Below are 18,926 nucleotides of genomic sequence, written 5' to 3' on the forward strand. Positions count from 1 at the left end.
TGGTTCTCCTTGGATTTGGATGACAGGTGGTGCGGTAAGCATCAGCTTAATTTCAGTTCTCGGTTTATTAGCAATGATAGCTTGGAAGGGATTAAGCTTTTTCTGGCCATCAGAGGTAGTTCAATTTGAGCTAGAAGGGTCTATTTCAAAACAAACCATCATTGGTGAAGTTTACGACCGAGAACTTGTGCCTACAGCGCGTTTAGCTGCAACAGGTATTGATGTATCAGATTTTAATAAAGACGAAGTTGAGCGCTTACTTATAAAAACAGGTAACCGCGAATATGTAGATTTAGATTTTCGTTGGATATTAGAAACCGATATTACTGAGCAAAGTACACCGGCTACGCTTGCTGTATTTGAGCGCAGTAAAAACGGTAACTTTTATGGCTACATAGAAGGTGTAATTAAAGACGGAAAGCCGGTTACTAGCGATAAAATCGAAACCTTACATGAGCTAGTAGAGCGTGCGGTTGATTTAAACGACGAAGCGCTTGATTTACAAAATGGCGACATTGGTCATATCAACTACGAATTAGAGCGTCTTCGCTTACAAGAAAAGGCGTACCTACTTGATGACGAACTAACCGATGAGCGTGTTGCTGAGCTTGCTCAAGCACGTGCCGAGTTACGTAACGAATATGCAGTACTTGAAAAAGAGTTATTTGCACTGCGTAAAAAAGCCAAGCGTGACCAAGTTTTAGTTAAGGACATGCGTGGTGAAGTAGTCACCATTCCACTGTATCAAGTGCTTGATGTTTGGTTGCCTAACGACATGGGCTTTTTCTCAAAGTTAGGTCATTACTTTGTACAACTGGGTAAGTTTGTATCAGACGACCCACGTGAAGCAAACACCGAAGGCGGCGTATTCCCTGCTATATTTGGTACAGTATTTATGGTTATGCTGATGGCCGTTATTGTGACCCCATTTGGTGTTGTAGCTGCAATTTACTTACATGAATACGCAGCTAAAAATGCAGTAACTAAGATGATTCGTATTGCGGTAATTAACCTTGCCGGTGTACCGTCTATTGTTTACGGTGTATTTGGCTTAGGCTTTTTTGTTTACATGTTAGGTGGTAGCCTTGACCAACTGTTTTACCCAGAAGCTGCGCCTACGCCAGTATTTGGCACGCCAGGTGTTATGTGGTCTGCGCTTACATTAGCTATTCTTACATTACCGGTTGTTATTGTATCAACCGAGGAAGGTTTATCGCGTATTCCTAGTACAGTGCGTGATGGTTCATTAGCGCTTGGTGCAACCAAAGTTGAAACCTTATGGCGTATTATTATTCCTATGGCAAGCCCAGCAATTATGACAGGTTTAATACTTGCTGTTGCTCGAGCGGCCGGTGAAGTTGCGCCGTTAATGCTCGTAGGTGTGGTAAAAATGGCCCCTACGTTACCACTTGATGGCAACTTCCCTTATTTTCACTTAGATAGAAAGTTCATGCACTTAGGCTTTCATATTTATGATGTGGGCTTTCAAAGTCCGAATGTTGAAGCGGCACGCCCGCTGGTATACGCAACGGCCTTCTTATTAGTGTCGGTGATTATTACCCTCAACATAACAGCGATAGGCATACGTAACCATTTACGTGAAAAATTCAGATCGCTTGAACACTAATTAGTAAAGAATTATAGGTAACAAACATGATTACAGTCGCTCCACAAGTAAACCAAGCTAACAAAAGCTTGAAGTTAGACTTAGAAAACTTAACTGATGACCAAAAAGCGTTAGAGATTAAGGACCTTGATCTTTACTATGGTGAAAAGCAAGCGCTTAGCAAAGTAAATATGAATATCCCGAAAGGCCAAGTTACGGCGTTTATCGGTCCATCTGGTTGTGGTAAATCAACGCTATTGCGTTGTATTAACCGCATGAACGATTTAGTTGATGTGTGTCGTATTGAAGGTGAAATATTACTTCACGGCCAAAACATTTACGATAAAAGTGTAGATGTAGCCGCGCTTCGTCGTAACGTGGGTATGGTGTTTCAGCGTCCGAACCCATTTCCTAAATCAATTTATGAAAATGTGGTTTATGGCCTACGCTTACAAGGTATTAAAGAAAAGCGTAAGCTAGATGAAGTGGTAGAACAATCACTTCGCGGTGCGGCTTTATGGGATGAAGTAAAAGACAGATTACACGATAGTGCATTTGGCCTATCAGGTGGTCAGCAACAGCGTTTAGTTATTGCCCGTTCAATTGCGATTGAACCTGAAGTACTATTACTTGATGAACCAACATCGGCACTTGATCCAATTTCTACTTTGGTTATTGAAGAGCTAATTAACGATTTAAAGAACAAATTTACCGTTGTTATTGTGACACATAACATGCAACAAGCAGCGCGTGTATCTGATCAAACGGCCTTTATGTACATGGGCGAGTTGATTGAATACTCAGACACAAATACCTTATTTACAACGCCAAGTAAAAAGAAAACGGAAGACTACATTACAGGCCGTTACGGCTAGTCGTATACGTTTTAGTGTTGTAAACGAATTTAAGAGAAGGTAATTATGGAACATAATATAAATAAGCATATTTCTGGGCGCTTTAACCAAGAGCTAGAAAATGTTCGTAACCATGTACTTAACATGGGTGGCCTAGTTGAGCAGCAGCTAAGCAGTGCATTAGATGCAGTAAGTCGCAATGATGCTGAACTGGCACAAAAAGTACGCCAGAACGATTACAAAGTAAATGCAATGGAAGTTAGCATTGATGATGAATGTACGCGCATCATTGCGCGTCGTCAGCCTGCTGCGAGCGATTTACGCTTAGTAATTGCTATTGCAAAAACGATTGCCGATTTAGAACGCATTGGCGATGAAGCAGAGCGCATTGCTAAAGTGGCACTTGATTCATTTACTAAAGATCAGCAAGATTTATTAGTGAATATTGAAAACATGGGTCGCCAAGTTTTAAAAATGCTACACGATGTACTTGATGCATTTGCGCGCATGGATGTACAACGCGCCTTTGAAGTACATAAAGAAGATGCAAAAGTTGACCGTGAATATGAAGCAATCACGCGTCAAATTATGACTTACATGATGGAAGATCCACGCTCAATTCCTAAAATTATGGATTTAGTATGGTCTGTACGTTCATTAGAGCGTATTGGCGACCGTTGCCAAAATATTGCGGAATACATTATTTATTTTGTAAACGGCAAAGATATTCGTCATACATCTCAAGAAGATATAGAAAAATCGTTGTAGGTTTTTATCTATCATTCTTTTTTATTAAAGCGGCTTAGTGCCGCTTTATGCATTGTTAGCCATGATGAAATAATAAAAAGCGTTCACAATCGCGGCTAATACTGTAAAATTCATGCTGCAAAGCATATCAATTTGATTAAAGGGTCAGTTATGCCTACAAACGCGTTTTTAGGAGTATTTGCAAAATCTCCTATCAAACCAATGGAAGAACACATCAAGAAGGTTCATCAAGCAAGTAAAGCCTTGATACCTTTTTTTAATCACGTATTTAAAGAAGAGTGGCAGCAAGCAGAAGAGCTTCGCTTAACTATTCGTAATTTAGAGCGTGAAGCTGATGATATGAAAAGAGATATACGCTTACAATTACCGCGTGGTTTATTCATGCCGGTAGAGCGTACAGATCTGCTCGAACTCGTAACTCAACAAGATAAAATAGCAAATAAGGCTAAAGACATTGCAGGGCGCGTAATTGGCCGTGAAATGACAATTCCTAGTGCTATGCAAGCAGACTTTTTAGCTTATCTAACACGTTGTGTTGATGCGACTAAACAAGCATCAAAAGCAATTAATGAGTTAGAAGAATTGTTAGAAACGGGCTTTAAAGGTCGCGAGGTGACTTTAGTAGAAAAAATGCTCGTAGAATTGGATGCCATAGAACAAGACACGGATGAAATGCAAATTAAAGTACGCCGCCAACTACGCGATGTAGAAAGTGAGCTAAACCCAATTGATGTTATGTTTTTATACAAAATAATTGAATGGGTTGGCGAACTTGCAGATATTGCAGAGCGCGTAGGATCACGTCTTGAGCTGATGCTAGCTCGTTAATTTATAAAAATCAGTTCAAACGAAAGATTAAGGTTACACAATGGATATCATTGCATCTTACGGCACGGTATTAGTTTTAATTGCCGCAGCAGTCGGCTTTTTTATGGCTTATGGTATTGGCGCGAACGACGTTGCTAATGCGATGGGTACTTCGGTAGGTTCAAAAGCGTTAACAATTAAACAAGCAATTATTATTGCTATGATTTTTGAATTTGCTGGTGCTTACTTAGCAGGTGGTGAGGTTACATCAACAATCCGTAAAGGTATTATTGATGCTGCGCCTTTTGCTGCCCTCCCTGATTTAATGGTTTTAGGTATGATCTCTGCACTTTTTGCAGCAGGTACTTGGCTATTAATTGCCTCATTTTTAGGTTGGCCTGTTTCAACAACTCACTCAATTATTGGTGCAATCATTGGTTTTGCATTAGTTGCAGTGGGTACAGAGGCTATTCAATGGAATAAAGTAGGTGGTATTGTAGGTAGCTGGATTATTACACCTGCTATTTCGGGCTTTATTGCTTACTTAATCTTTATGAGTGCGCAAAAGCTGATTTTTGATACTGATGCACCACTTAAAAACGCAAAACGCTTTGTACCTTTGTACATGGGTTTAGCGGGCTTTATTATGGCGCTAGTAACAATCAAAAAAGGCTTAAAGCATATAGGTATTAACCTAGGCGCTACTGAAGGTTATTTAATTGCGATCGCAATTGCTGTGATTGTAGCTATTATTGGTAAAATTGCGATTTCACGTTTAAATATCGACCCTAAAGCCGATAAACAAATGCAATTTAATAACGTAGAAAAAGTATTTGCGGTATTAATGGTATTAACAGCGTGTTGTATGGCGTTTGCGCATGGCTCAAACGATGTAGCGAATGCAATTGGTCCACTTGCTGCGGTTGTGAACATTGTTGAAAGCAACGGTGAAATTGCTAAAAAAGCGGCTATTGCTTGGTGGATTTTACCACTAGGTGGTTTTGGTATTGTTGCCGGTCTTGCTATTTTAGGTAAAAAGGTAATTAAAACGATAGGTGAAGGTATTACTCACTTAACGCCTAGCCGTGGTTTTGCTGCCGAATTAGCTGCTGCGTCTACCGTTGTTATTGCATCAGGTACAGGTATGCCAATTTCTACTACACAAACCTTAGTTGGTGCGGTATTAGGTGTAGGTATGGCACGTGGTATTGCTGCACTTAACATGGGTGTTATCAGAAACATTGTAGTTTCTTGGGTAATTACATTGCCAGTTGGCGCTGCCCTTGCTATTGTTATTTTCTACGTACTAAGAACCGCGTTTGGGGTTTAACAAAAAAGTACTCAAAGACTTTTAGCTTGAAAAGATCTCAACGCCCTAGGTGTTGGGGTCTTTTTATTTGTGGAAAGAAAAAATGACCAACCTACCAAGTATTAAACAGCTACAGTATTTATTAGCTGTACATCAGCACCAGCATTTTGGCCGTGCAGCAAGTGCGTGCTTTATTGGGCAATCTACTTTAAGCAGTGCAATTCAAAACCTTGAAGAAACACTCGGTTGTCAGCTAATTGAGCGAGAAAATCGCAGCCTTATGTTTACCAGTATTGGTGAAGAGGTCGTGGAGCGCTCTCGTAAAATTATTAACGATACAATTAGTTTAAAAGAGCTAACCAAAAGCTTTTTAACGCCACTCAGTGGTAAGTTAGTGGTAGGGGTTATACCCACTATCGCCAGCTTCATAGCGGCGCCTTTGTATCACTTTTGTAAGCAAACCTTTTGTGATTTAGAGTTGGTACTCGTTGAAGATACCAGCGACAAGTTATTAGATAAGCTTGAACACGGCCATATTGATTTAGCCTTATTAGCCTTACCGTACCAAACGGAGAAGTTTCATACTCAAGTATTGGCTAAAGATCACTTTAGTTTAGTGCACCATAAAGATTACAGCCCTGCTAAAGGCGTTGAAGACTTTAACTTGTTACCCGATGCTAGTGTGTTTTTATTAGAGCGAGAGCATTGTATGACGGGGCATGCATTGAGTGCGTGTCATCTAAACCGCTCAAGCTGTATTAATCCTTTTGAAGCTGCAAGCTTACATACCTTATTAAGCATGGTAGAGCATCAGTTAGGGGTTACATTTTTACCGCAGATGGCGATTAATGCGGGTATTCTTAAAGATAAAAACATGATAGCAACCCCATCGCAAGGCGATGCCTACAGAGATATAGGCATACTGTGGCGTAAAACCACAGGAAGAATTCGCGACTTTAAGTTATTCAGCCAACAGCTAGAAGTGTTTTTGGCTCGCCAATGTAGCTTAGACTTTGAGAGTTAAGCCTATTTACCTTTAAGGTTAAAGTGCAGCAGTAATATGTTGCTTTAGGTAAATAGGGTTTGAGCAGTGTGGTTATTGGTCACTATTAAGCACCAGCGTAGCATAAACAAAACAGCAGCCTACAAGGGCTGCTGTTTGCTATGTGTTTGGCTTTCAAAGGGTTCGAGTTCGGGTAGAAAAAGCAAGTAAATCCAAACCACTACATTAAAATACGGGAGTAGGCCTAAAGTAGCAAATACGCCTACTGGGTAGCCCTTTAGCTGCGCGTACCGGTAGCACTGATACGCAATTACACAATGTATTACGAGAAGTAAAATAATCAACTGCGCCATACCTTCCTCCTTAAACCTGACAAGCTTTAACCTCTATGTAATTGCTAGTCATGTATGCTTATAGGTAATGTCATGTTTTTATTGTTAAATCATCAAAATAACAAGACATTTACTAAGTGGTACGTAAAGTATAGGCAATAAGTGCAATAATGATAGTAATAAAATGCTTAAAACTGTTTAAAAATGTTTAGCTGGCGCTAGTGTGTTGTTGGATAAAAGGTTTCTTTTGGTAAATAATTTTAAGCGTCGATTGTACTTTTTCTACAGGCACAGGACGGGCAATAAAATAGCCTTGTCCGTAGTCCACACCAATCTCTTTTAGTGCAAAAAATATCTCTTCGCTTTCTACGTATTCTGCCACAGAGCGCTTATCAAGGGAGCGGCTTATATCGTTAATGGCCTTAACCAGTGCTAAGTCAATGGGGTCGTTAATCATGTCGCGTACAAACGAGCCATCTATTTTTACATGCTGTGCAGGTAACTGTTTTAAATAGTTAAATGTACTAAAGCCTGTACCAAAATCATCAATAGAAAAATGACAGCCTAAACTGTTTAGCTTTTCTATCATTTTACGGGTGGCTTTTAAATTGTTAACTGAGGCAGACTCGGTAATTTCAAAAATAATACGCGAAGGCGGTACGTGGTATTTTTCTAGGCTCGATTCTATATGTGGCACTAAGCGCTCATCTAAAAACGATTGAGCAGAGAGGTTAATAGCCACTTGATTTAAATCTGGGTGTTCAGCCACGCTAGCAATGGCATTGCGAATAACACATTGGTCCATTAAAAAGGTGTCGTTTAGCAGCTCAAGAGAGGGAATAAATTGATTAGGGAAAATAAGTTTATCGTCTACTTTTAAACGCAGTAACGCTTCAAAATAAGCCACTTTATTGGCTTTAAAGTCCCATATTGGCTGATAGTGCAGTTCTACGTTATCTTGCTGAAGTGCTTGTCGAATCTCATGCCCCCACTCAAGCCCGGTTTGCAAGGTGTTATTTTGCGCATCTTCTTTTGAGTAGCAGTGCACTAGGTTACGGCCTAAACTTTTAGCAATATATAAGGCTATATCGGCTTGCTTGAGGCACTCACTCGGGTCGCAATTTTTAGCCGTTATTTGCGTTAAGCCAATAGAGCAGCTAATTGAATATACTTGGTCTTCAGATTTAAACTCGTGCTGTTCAATCGCGCTACAAATACTCTCTGCAATTAGGTGAGCGTCAAGCAGCTGCGTATTTTTTAAAATAACAGCAAATTCGTCACCGCCTATTCTACACACTAAATGTTTAGCGCTAATGTTTGCTTCAAATAATTGAGCTACATCTTTTAGTACAATGTCGCCTTGTTGGTGGCCTTTGCTGTCGTTAATTATTTTAAAATGATCTAAATCGATGTAAATAAGCGCGTGCTCTACATCACCATAGGTGTGTTTAGTTTGGCATATATTATTGAGTTGTTGATCAAAATAATAACGGTTATGTAAGCCTGTTAGCGTATCGTGCAGGGCTAAGTGGCGCAGCTTTAATTCAGCTTGTTTACGCTCGTGTATGTTGTCGATTGTGGCAGTAATAGTGGCATTATTGCGGCTGTTTTTTATTAGCTGTAAGCGGCATTCCACCCAAATCTGATTGCCATTTTTATGATTAAGTTGAATCTCAACTTGCTGCTGATGCATGTCACCATTAAGAATATCGTTAATGGTCGTATTTAGTTTTACTTGGCATTCATCAGAGCAATAATCAATTAATGATTTTTGCAAAGACGATTTAACCCCAAAGCCACTTAGTGTTTCCCAAGCAGGATTGATAAAGCGAATTTTACCTTGTTGATCAAGCTCTAAAACCACCGTATTTAAATGCAGCAAAATACGTTGGTGCGCCGAAAAAAGCTCTTTGTAGCGTACTTCGCTAATACTTAACTGCTCAACCTTTTGGGCAAACTCAGCATAACTAACCATAAAGTCTTCACGGCGCGCAGCATGGTCACATACTTTATTTAAAAACGACGGGTCGTATGGCGCTCTGATAAAGTCGGTAACACCGGATAGCAGTAGCTGCTCTGCATAGTCGGCATCGTTATTATCAATAATAGTTACAATGGCTTGTTTAGGGTTATGTTGCAGTATTTCTTCGACTAACTTATCGGATGTGCCCGCATGTGAAGCGGTTGCATCAAGTAGGACAATGGCAAACTGTTGTTGGTTATAGGCACTGAGAGCACTTTGGCTTGTGGTGACATGGGTAATGGCAAAATTGAGCTTAAGTTGCTCCGCTATTTCATCGGCTTTTAGCGCTATTGGTTCAAGCAAGAGTAAATTAAGGCGACTGCTTTTTTCTAAATGTGTAGACAGAACATTGGCTAGAACCTGCGGTAACATGTCTTGGTGCTCAAAGGGCAGTACGGCATCTATGCCATAACTACGAGCTGTGGTTTCAGCTATACGCTCACAGTAAATAGGCGGAATAAGTAAAATTGGGGTGTTTTTTGGGGTGTTAAGTAAGCCTGAGCGGATCATGCGAGAAAAACGCCAGCCATCTATTTTCCCCACGCTCAAGCCCGTAATAATCATGTTTACTGGCTGCTTTTTTAACAGAGTGAGCGCATCTTGGCTATCTGCTACTTCTATGAATTCAAATACCTTTAAATGTCCTAAAGTGGCGCGAATAGTGCGGCGTTCTTCACTACTTGCGTTTAGAATGAGCAACTTCAGCTTACCTGCCACTTTTTTAACCCCGAAATTAGAAACATCATTATTTAAGGTGAGTAAGAATAATGATATTTACCAATAAGAACAAGATTATTTAAAGTAGTTACTCAAATGTATCTAAAATAGGGCGAATCCTCTCAACTGTGGTAGATATCTTGAGCTTAGCCGAGGATAGATATACACTTGGCGCGATTTTAATGATGTGGAATACCGACTATGCGCGTGGCTGACTTTAGCTTTGACTTACCTGATGAATTAATTGCTCGTTTTCCTAAACAAGACAGAACCAGCAGCCGTTTACTAACCCTAGATGGCCCAACTGGCAACGTTGAACACAAAGTGTTTAGCGACCTACTTGATTTAGTAAACGAAGGTGACTTATTAGTATTTAATAATACCCGCGTTATTCCTGCCCGTATGTTTGGTCAAAAAGCCTCTGGCGGTAAGGTCGAAGTACTTGTAGAGCGTGTAGTTGATGAACACCGTGTACTTGCCCATGTAAGAGCAAGTAAGTCGTTAAAGCCTGGTAACGAGGTTATTTTAGAAGGCAAAGCAAAAGCGACAATGATTACGCGTCACGATACGTTATTTGAGCTTGAATTTGATCGCAGCCAAAATGTACTCGATATTCTAAACGACATTGGCCACATGCCTTTACCTCCTTACATTGACCGCCCAGACACCGAAGCTGACCGCGAGCGTTATCAAACCGTTTATGGCGAAAAGCCCGGTGCAGTAGCAGCGCCTACAGCAGGGCTGCATTTTGACGATAAGCTAATGGCGGCATTAAAGCAAAAAGGCGTAAACATGGCGTTTGTTACGCTACATGTTGGCGCAGGTACGTTTCAGCCGGTGCGTGTAGAAAGCGTAGATGAGCATGTAATGCACTCTGAATACATTGAAGTACCTGATGAGGTGGTTCACGCTGTTGCTAATACAAAAGCTAACGGTGGGCGTGTTATAGCTGTGGGAACTACCTCTGTGCGCTCGCTGGAGTCGGCAGCAAAAGTACACGGCGGTAAATTAGAGAGCTATTTTGGCGATACCGATATTTTTATTTTTCCGGGTTATCAGTTTAATGTAGTTGATGCCATGGTGACTAATTTTCACTTGCCAGAATCAACCCTCATAATGCTAGTAAGTGCCTTTAGCGGCCAAGATAACATTATGGGCGCGTACAACACGGCTATAGAACAAAAGTACCGCTTTTTTAGCTACGGCGATGCGATGTTTTTAACACGTAAATAAGCACGTTTTTATCCGGTACCGTTTTTAAAAGCCCAGCTCGCACGCTGGGTTTTTATTTGCCTGCGCTAATACGCAGTGAATTTAGCGCAGCTAATAGTAATAACGGGGCAAAAAGGGTAGAATCGAGCGGTTAAATTATAGCTTGTTGGACTGTTTTTCCGACATTGAGGATGATATGAAATTTGAATTAGACCGCACCGACGGAAAAGCGCGCCGCGGCCGCTTGATTTTTGACCGTGGTGTAATAGAAACGCCTGCATTTATGCCAGTAGGTACTTACGGTACTGTTAAGGGCATGACCCCAGATGAAGTTAAAGCCACAGGGGCACAAATTTGTTTGGGTAACACCTTTCATTTAATGCTACGCCCAGGTACTGAAATCATTAAACAACACGGTGATTTACACGATTTTATGAATTGGGACTTTCCAATTTTAACCGACTCAGGTGGTTTCCAAGTATTTAGCCTTGGTGCTATGCGTAAAATTACTGAAGAAGGTGTGTTGTTCCAATCGCCGGTAAATGGTGACCAAATTATGATGTCGCCTGAAAAATCAATGGAAGTACAGCGTGATTTAGGCTCAGACATCGTCATGATTTTTGACGAATGTACGCCATACCCTGCCACCGAAAAAGAAGCTAAAGACTCAATGGAGTTATCGCTTCGTTGGGCTAAGCGCTCTAAAGAAGGCCACGGCGATAACCCATCAGCCTTATTTGGTATTATTCAAGGTGGTATGTACCCAGAGTTACGTGCACAATCACAAAAAGGCCTAGAAGAAATTGGCTTTGATGGTTACGCATTAGGCGGCCTATCGGTTGGTGAGCCTAAAAACGAAATGATGAATATTCTTGATCATTGTGCGTACAAAATGCCAGAAGACAAACCGCGCTACTTAATGGGTGTAGGTAAACCTGAAGACTTAGTTGAGTCTGTACGCCGTGGTATTGATATGTTTGACTGTGTAATGCCTACCCGTAATGCACGTAATGGTCATTTATTTATTACCACAGGTACAATTAAAATTCGTAACGCAGTACATAAAACAGACACTGGCCCACTTGATCCTGAGTGTGATTGCCATACCTGTAAAAATTATTCGCGTGCTTATTTGCATCACCTTGATAAATGTAACGAAATTTTAGGCGCACGACTAAACACAATCCATAACTTACGTTACTATCAGCGTGTTATGGAAGGCCTACGCAATGCAATTAGCGAAGGTAAACTAGAAGAATTTGTTAGTGATTTTTATGCTCGCCGTGGCCAAGACGTGCCAGAGCTTGCAGATATAAATTAAAATTTAAAAATATAGAGGAAGTATTATGAGTTTATTTATTTCAAACGCACACGCCGCTGCTGGTCAACCTGCTGCAAGTGGTGGCTGGGAAATGCTAATTATGTTAGCTATTTTCGGTTTAGTTTTTTACTTTTTAATTTACCGCCCACAAGCTAAGCGTGTGAAAGAGCACAAAAGCCTTATGAGCGCGATGGCTAAAGGTGATGAAGTACTTACCCAAGGCGGTTTAGTAGGTAAAATTGTTAAAATTACTGAAGATAAAGATTTCATCGTGATTTCTTTAAATGAGCAAGCTGAAGTAACAGTACAAAAATCGGCAGTATCTGCTGTATTGCCTAAAGGCACAATGAAGTCACTATAAAAATAAAAAGGACATGCCTGTGTTAAACAAGTTTCCAATTTGGAAGTATTTACTTGTTTTAGCTGTGGTAGCCATTGGCCTTTTATATGCTTCTCCAAACTTGTATGGCCGCGATCCGGCCATTCAGGTTTCGGGGGCAAAAGGCGCAGATGTCGATCTCAGTGTAGTAGACAAAGTAAACGCAACCCTCAAACAACATAATGTAACAGCTAAGTCTACCGTGCTTGAAGGCGGCCAAGTATTAGTACGTTTTAAAAATGTTGAAGAACAGCTAAAAGCGCAAGACTTACTGCGTAATTCTCTTAGCGACGATTATATCTCTGCTATTAATATGGCACCTGCGCAACCTGCATGGTTAAAATCATTGGGTGGTAACCCTATGAAGTTAGGTCTTGATTTAAGTGGTGGTGTTCACTTCACCATGGAAATCGACATGGCAACCGCGGTAGATAATCAGCTAGAGCAAATGGAACAAGATTTTCGTAGCGACCTACGCGAAGAAAAACTTCGTTACCGTAGTGTTCGCCGCGTAGCGGGCTCTGAACGTATGCGTGTAGAAATGCGTACCGAAGAAGATAAAGAAGCGGCTGAACGCTTTTTAGCATCGCGCTACCCACTAAACGTATACATTGATGATAGCAGTAACGATCGCGCATTTTTTGCCACTATGAGTGAGCAAAAGCTTAAAGAAATACGTGACTACGCTATTAAGCAAAACGAAACCATTATTCGTAATCGTATTAACCAAATTGGTGTTGCAGAGCCTAACGTACAGCGCCAAGGTGCTGAGCGTATTATTGTGCAACTACCAGGTGTACAAGATACAGCACGCGCTAAAGAAATTTTAGGTGCAACGGCCACGCTTGAATTTCGTGAAGTAGACGAAAACGCAGACCCAAGTGCAGCTGCTCAAGGGCGTATTCCTGCGGGCACAGAAATGATCATGAGCCGTGATGGCTACCCTGTGGTACTTAAAAAACGTGTCATTCTTGAAGGTAGCCATATCACTGGTGCGCAATCAGGAAACGACGAATACCAGCGCCCACAAGTAAGCATTACCTTAGATAGCAAAGGCGGGGCAAAAATGAATGCCTTTACCAAGCGTGCTATTGGTAAGCGCATGGCAACGGTATTTATTGAATACAAGCCATCGGGTAAAAAAGATGCTGACGGTAAAGCACTTCCACCTATTAAGGTAGAAGAGGTTATTAACGTTGCGACTATTCAGGCTCGTCTTGACCGTTCATTCCGTATTACAGGTATTGATAACCCAGCCGAAGCCCACAACTTAAGCTTACTATTACGCGCCGGTGCATTAGTAGCGCCAATTCAAATTGTTGAAGAGCGCACAGTAGGCCCAAGCCTAGGTCAAGAAAACATTGAAGCCGGTATGACAGCGGTAGCCCTTGGCTTTGCGTTTGTACTTGCCTTTATGCTTATTTACTACAAAGGGTTTGGTTTAGTTGCCAACATTGCACTAGCAGCTAACTTAGTGCTTATTGTAGGTGTAATGTCGTTAATTCCAGGAGCCACATTAACGCTGCCAGGTATTGCCGGTATTGTATTAACAGTGGGTATGGCGGTTGATGCTAACGTACTTATTTTTGAGCGTATTCGTGAAGAGCTGGCCGATGGCCGCAGCCCTCAACAAGCCGTTCATTTTGGTTACGATAGCGCCTTTAGTACTATTTTTGATGCCAATATTACCACTTTAATTGCTGCGGTTATTTTATTTGCAGTGGGCACTGGCCCTATTGCAGGTTTTGCCGTAACACTGGCAATTGGTATTTTAACTTCAATGTTTACAGCCATAGTTGGTACCCGTGCGGTAATTAACTTATTTATTGGTGGTAAGCGCATTGATAAACTTTCAATTTAAGGAGCGGACATGCAAATTTTAAGTTTGGGTGGTAAAACCCTACGTTTCATGTCACTTCGTAAAGTGGCAATGGGTTTTTCTACGCTATTAATTTTAGCGTCGTTTGCCTCAATTTTTATCAAAGGTTTAAACTTTGGTTTAGATTTTACTGGCGGTACCGCTGTAGAGGTTGGTTTTTCGCAACCTGCAGATTTGAAAAAAGTACGCTCAGTATTAGCTGAAAACGGGTTTGCCGATGCCTCAGTGCAGCTGTTTGGTTCTAGCCAAGATATTTTGGTTCGTTTAGCGCCGCGTGGCAGTGAAGTAAAAGCCGAAGTTATTGGTAACCAAGTTATTACTGCCTTAAAGCAAGCTGATGAGAGCGTAGTAATGCGCCGCATTGAGTTTGTAGGCCCAAGCGTAGGGGAAGACTTAAAAGAGCAGGGTGGCCTTGCCATGTTAACTGCGCTTATTTGTATTTTGATTTACGTGGCATTTCGCTTTGAGTGGCGTTTTGCTGTGGGCGCGGTAGGTGCACTACTTCACGATGTAATTATTACAGTAGGTTTGTTTTCTGTATTAGGGTTAGAGTTTGACTTAACTATTTTAGCGGCAATATTGGCGGTAATTGGTTACTCACTTAACGATACTATTGTTGTATCTGACCGTATTCGTGAAAACTTCCGTAAAGTACGCATCGACGACACTATCGAAATTATCGACATGTCGTTAACGCAAACACTTAACCGTACACTTGTAACGTCAATCACCACTATTTTGGTATTGATTGCGCTATTTGTGTGGGGCGGACAAACCATTCACGGCTTTGCTACAGCCCTGTTATTTGGTGTGTTCATTGGTACTTATTCTTCAGTTTACGTTGCAAGCTCGGTAGCTATTACCATGGGCGTAAGTAAAGAAGATTTAATACCAGAGGTAATTGAAAAAGAAGGCGCAGACCTAGACGCATTGCCGTAATAGAGTTAACGCTAAATAAAACCGCTCAATTGAGCGGTTTTTTATTGCGCGCGGTTTTATAGAGCTTGGTTGCTTTAAGATTAAACGTACACGCTTTTTAGGCTGAACTTAAAGCCTTGAGCCGGTTATATAATTAAGCCATTACAATAACGTATGAATAGTTAACAGTATATTAGGCTATAAACTTAGCGCTTAGATTGTACCGCCCCTAAATTGAGCAAATTTAATCCTGAAAGGTCAATAGCACCTAATGCCATAAAATTGTCATACAGGCTTGCTACTTTAATGCCCCTATTAAACGACAATCAGGTTTTGCAGTGACGATGCAGCGCAAAGTACTAGAGTACATTTTAAATAACGGTGAAATAACCACGTTATTTCAGCCTATTTTTGATATAGCTAATCAAACAATTATAGGTTACGAAGCGCTAAGTCGAGGGCCTAAAAACAGCCCTTTGGAAATGCCTAACCGACTGTTTGAAGCGGCCAGTGAGCACGCTTTAATTTCAGAGCTTGAGCTATTATGCCGCTCAAAAGCAATTGAAAACTTTGTAAAGCTTAATTTAAACGGTAAGTTATTTTTAAATGTAAGCCCTAAAACCTTGCTCGACCCTTGCCACCCAAAAGGTGAAACCCTGCATTTAATAGAGCAGTTTGGTTTAGCAGCAAACCGCGTGGTGATTGAGGTAACAGAGCAAGAAAAGGTCGACGATGGTTTTTTATTATTAAAAACAATTGCACACTACCGCGAGCTGGGTTTTACCATTGCCATTGACGACTTAGGTGCTGGTTACTCGGGTTTAAAACAGTGGTCTGAACTATGCCCCGACTTTGTAAAAATCGACCGTTACTTTATTGATCATTGCGATGAAAGCGAAGTTAAAAAAGAGTTTTTAAAATCGATTACGGTACTCGCAAAAGCAACAAACACCGCAGTAATAGCCGAAGGCATAGAAAGAGTAGAAGAGCTTGCCTATGTTGAAAGCTTAGGCATAGCAAACGTACAAGGTTTTTTACTGGAAAAACCAAACTCAAATCCAAGCCTTGATTACAGCTCAGAGCAATTACAAGCATTAAACTTTAAACAGCCAAGCAATACGTTTGATCAATCAATAGCGATTGGCCGGCTTGCTGTTACACAAGAAGCAATAGACAGCGAAACCCGTTGCAAAGACGCCCACAAGCTATTCGAAAAAGACAAAGCCGTGATGAGCCTAGCGGTTTTAAATAAAGCCGGCCAACCGGTTGGCTTACTACATAAAGATCAGCTCACTGAGGTGTTTGCAGCGCCCTATGGCCATGCACTTTACGACAAGTGCCCCGTAACCGACTTTATGGATAAACAACCTTTAGTGGTGGATGAAAACCAACTTCTTGATACCGTGAGTCAGCAAATTACAGAGCAAGACTTTGATATTCGCCGCCATATTGTGATCACCCGAAATAAACGTTACCTAGGGCTTGCCCCATTGCGTGATATTTTAAAGCACATAACAGAAGAAAAAATTCGTCACGCCCAGCATGCTAACCCACTCACCATGCTCCCTGGTAATGTAGCCATTAATGAGGCAATAGAGCAAAGGTTACGCTCACAAAGTGCGTTTTCGCTTGCCTATATAGATCTTAATCACTTTAAGCAGTTCAATGATTTATACGGTTATGCCAGTGGCGATAGTGTGATTAAATTATTGGCAGATGTAACCGTGCAAGCATGCGAAAACAGTGCTAACTTTGTAGGACATATAGGTGGTGATGACTTTATGGTTGTGTTTGACCAATCAGATGCTGTGTATATTTGTAATACCATAATTGAGCAGTTTGAACTGCAATCACGCACTTTTTTTACGCCTGAGCACATTAAGAGCAAAGGCTACTGGGCTACAAATCGTGAGGGAGAAAAGCAATTTGTACCTTTACTTACGTTATCAATTGGCCTTGTGGAGCCCGACTTACAAGAATGTAAAAACAGCCATCAAGTTGCAGCACTTGCAACAGATGCTAAAAAAGAGGCTAAGCGGTATCGCCATAGTTATTTGTTTATTTGTAAGCGCAGAAAGCCTGCGCCTGCCGTAGTGCGCTTAGCACCAGAGAATAAACAGGTGGTATAAAAAATAGGTAATTATTATGTTGCCATTAAAAGTAGTTGTTGGTGGGTTTGCTTTATTTGCGGTTAGTTTTTTTGTGCAAGGGGTAGAGATTGTTAATGTTGCTCAAAAGCAAAGTGTGCAAAATGCCCGTGAAGAATACCTAAGTGAGCTATTAACACGAGCCCTAGAGCGGGCTAATTACCCTGTAGACATAAAAATGCAGCCAGTGAGCTTACAGCAACAGCGTGACCTGATTGAGCTAGATAAAACAGAGTTAGATGTTTATTGGAGCATGAGCAGCCCAGAACGAGAGGCACGGGCAATAGCCGTTAAAGTCCCGCTATTTAAAGGCTTTATAGGCAAGCGCGTTTTATTAACCAGTAAAAAAAATGTCGAAAAATTTAAAGGCATTACCACTTTAGCGCAATTAAGTGAGCTCTCGGCAGTGCAAGGGCATGATTGGCCAGATACAAAAATAATGGCCTATAACGGCTTACATGTAAGGCCGCTGAGTAACTATCAAGCTATGTTTACGCTCACTAGCCGGGGCAGAATCGATTACTTTCCTCGCTCATTTATCGAAGTTAATTCTGAGCTTGTTGCCAATGCGCAGAGTAACTTAGTTATTGTGCCTAATTTATTTATTAGTTATCCCACCGGTATTTATTATTTTGTTGTAAGTAGTAAGCCAGCTTTAGCGCAAGCCATAGAGCTTGGGTTGCAAAACATGCAAAACAGCGGAGAGTTTGATGCGTTATTTGATGAGTATTTTGCAAAAGACATAAACTCTCTCCCTTTCACAAAAGGTTATACCACGGAGCTAAAGCTCGATAACCCTTACTTTTAAAACAAAAAAGGAGCCATAGGCTCCTTTTTTATAATAGGGTTACATGCACTTTATTAGCGAAGTAACGCTTCAGGTAATACTGGGCGAATTTCACGGATAATTGCTTGAGTAAGCTTAGGTGCACCACAAATAATGTTACCGCTATTGTTGTAGTTAACGCCACCTGCAAAATCAACAACCATGCCGCCAGCTTCTTTTACAAGTAACTCGCCTGCTGCTGTGTCCCACGGTTTTAAACCAATTTCAAAAAAGCCATCAACACGGCCCGCCGCTACATATGCCATATCTAGCGCTGCAGAACCTGCACGACGAATATCAGCAGTTTGTGTAAACAATGCTTTAAACGCGTCTGTGTATGCATCTAAGTGGTGTTTTTGTTTGAAAGGGAAGCCTGTTGCTAAGATTGAACCAGCTAATTCTACGGTTTTAGTAACGCGTAAACGCTTGCTGTTTAGCTGTGCGCCTTGACCACGAGATGCAGTGAAAAGCTCGCCACGAACTGGATCGTAAATTACAGCTTGGTCTAAACGACCTTTTACTTTAAGTGCGATAGAAACCGCGAAATGAGGGATACCCTTGATGAAGTTAGTTGTGCCATCAAGCGGGTCAACAATCCATTGGTAATCTGCATCTTTGCCTTTGTGCTCACCTAGTTCTTCACCAACAATGCAGTGATCAGGGTAAGATTTTAAAATTGTATCACGAATTACGGCTTCGGCTTCTTTATCAATGTTAGTCACTAAGTCGTTAGTGCCTTTTTGTTGAATTTCAACTTTTGATAAATCTTCACTTGCGCGAAGTAAAATTTTGCCTGCGTTGCGCGCAGCGCGAACCGCAATGTTT

At 41.2% G+C, this 18,926-nt stretch carries 16 protein-coding genes; 13 read left to right on the forward strand and 3 right to left on the reverse strand.

All coding sequences use genetic code 11. The annotated features are described in order from the left end of the window. From pstA to B4F91_RS19285, 6 genes are all read left to right on the forward strand, one after another. Positions 1-1,627 (forward strand): phosphate ABC transporter permease PstA (gene pstA / locus B4F91_RS19260; RefSeq protein WP_288636200.1); only part of this gene is annotated, 1,627 nt, incomplete at its 5' end. Positions 1,628-1,653: 26 nt separating this feature from the next. After that, positions 1,654-2,481, forward strand: coding sequence for a phosphate ABC transporter ATP-binding protein PstB (gene pstB / locus B4F91_RS19265; protein ID WP_004587622.1), 828 nt, complete (start codon positions 1,654-1,656; stop codon positions 2,479-2,481). A gap of 45 nt (positions 2,482-2,526) precedes the next feature. After that, complete coding sequence (gene phoU, locus B4F91_RS19270) at positions 2,527-3,228, forward strand: phosphate signaling complex protein PhoU (protein ID WP_004587621.1); 702 nt, start codon at positions 2,527-2,529, stop codon at positions 3,226-3,228. Positions 3,229-3,378: 150 nt separating this feature from the next. Continuing rightward, positions 3,379-4,056 carry a TIGR00153 family protein gene (locus B4F91_RS19275; RefSeq protein ID WP_004587620.1) on the forward strand — a complete coding sequence of 226 codons (678 nt, stop codon included), beginning with the start codon at positions 3,379-3,381 and terminating at the stop codon, positions 4,054-4,056. Positions 4,057-4,096: 40 nt separating this feature from the next. After that, positions 4,097-5,365, forward strand: coding sequence for an inorganic phosphate transporter (locus tag B4F91_RS19280; RefSeq protein WP_024031439.1), 1,269 nt, complete (start codon positions 4,097-4,099; stop codon positions 5,363-5,365). An 82-nt stretch (positions 5,366-5,447) separates the two neighbouring features. Next, positions 5,448-6,368, forward strand: coding sequence for a hydrogen peroxide-inducible genes activator (locus B4F91_RS19285; RefSeq protein ID WP_004587618.1), 921 nt, complete (start codon positions 5,448-5,450; stop codon positions 6,366-6,368). 119 nt (positions 6,369-6,487) lie between these two features. On the opposite strand, the gene B4F91_RS19290 is transcribed toward B4F91_RS19285, so the two are convergent. Next, a complete protein-coding gene (locus tag B4F91_RS19290) occupies positions 6,488-6,700 on the reverse strand; it encodes a hypothetical protein (protein ID WP_024031438.1) in 213 nt (70 codons plus the stop codon). 187 nt (positions 6,701-6,887) lie between these two features. Continuing rightward, positions 6,888-9,419: an EAL domain-containing protein gene (locus B4F91_RS19295; protein WP_096042368.1), complete on the reverse strand. Its 2,532-nt coding sequence runs from the start codon at positions 9,417-9,419 to the stop codon at positions 6,888-6,890. Between the two features lie 201 nt (positions 9,420-9,620). Between B4F91_RS19295 and queA the strand changes: the two genes are divergently transcribed. The 7 genes from queA (at position 9,621) to B4F91_RS19330 (ending at position 18,083) form a co-directional block, all read left to right on the forward strand. After that, a complete protein-coding gene (queA, locus tag B4F91_RS19300; protein ID WP_096042367.1) occupies positions 9,621-10,652 on the forward strand; it encodes a tRNA preQ1(34) S-adenosylmethionine ribosyltransferase-isomerase QueA in 1,032 nt (343 codons plus the stop codon). A gap of 175 nt (positions 10,653-10,827) precedes the next feature. Then, positions 10,828-11,952 carry a tRNA guanosine(34) transglycosylase Tgt gene (tgt, locus tag B4F91_RS19305; protein ID WP_004587614.1) on the forward strand — a complete coding sequence of 375 codons (1,125 nt, stop codon included), beginning with the start codon at positions 10,828-10,830 and terminating at the stop codon, positions 11,950-11,952. A 25-nt stretch (positions 11,953-11,977) separates the two neighbouring features. Next, on the forward strand, positions 11,978-12,313 hold the full coding sequence (gene yajC / locus B4F91_RS19310; RefSeq protein WP_004587613.1) for a preprotein translocase subunit YajC: 336 nt from the start codon (positions 11,978-11,980) through the stop codon (positions 12,311-12,313). A 19-nt stretch (positions 12,314-12,332) separates the two neighbouring features. Continuing rightward, complete coding sequence (secD, locus tag B4F91_RS19315; protein WP_004587612.1) at positions 12,333-14,192, forward strand: protein translocase subunit SecD; 1,860 nt, start codon at positions 12,333-12,335, stop codon at positions 14,190-14,192. Between the two features lie 9 nt (positions 14,193-14,201). Further along, on the forward strand, positions 14,202-15,149 hold the full coding sequence (secF, locus tag B4F91_RS19320; RefSeq protein WP_004587611.1) for a protein translocase subunit SecF: 948 nt from the start codon (positions 14,202-14,204) through the stop codon (positions 15,147-15,149). A gap of 317 nt (positions 15,150-15,466) precedes the next feature. Beyond that, on the forward strand, positions 15,467-17,257 hold the full coding sequence (locus B4F91_RS19325) for a GGDEF domain-containing protein (protein WP_286937059.1): 1,791 nt from the start codon (positions 15,467-15,469) through the stop codon (positions 17,255-17,257). Positions 17,258-17,273: 16 nt separating this feature from the next. Continuing rightward, positions 17,274-18,083 (forward strand): substrate-binding periplasmic protein, encoded by an 810-nt coding sequence (locus B4F91_RS19330; protein WP_004587609.1) that lies wholly within the window; start codon positions 17,274-17,276, stop codon positions 18,081-18,083. A gap of 53 nt (positions 18,084-18,136) precedes the next feature. On the opposite strand, the gene suhB is transcribed toward B4F91_RS19330, so the two are convergent. After that, positions 18,137-18,926, reverse strand: a 790-nt coding sequence (gene suhB, locus B4F91_RS19335) for an inositol-1-monophosphatase (RefSeq protein WP_288636206.1), incomplete at its 5' end; no start/stop codon positions are given.

This window comes from Pseudoalteromonas sp. UBA6610 (assembly GCF_002433295.1).
GTDB lineage: Bacteria > Pseudomonadota > Gammaproteobacteria > Enterobacterales > Alteromonadaceae > Pseudoalteromonas > Pseudoalteromonas atlantica.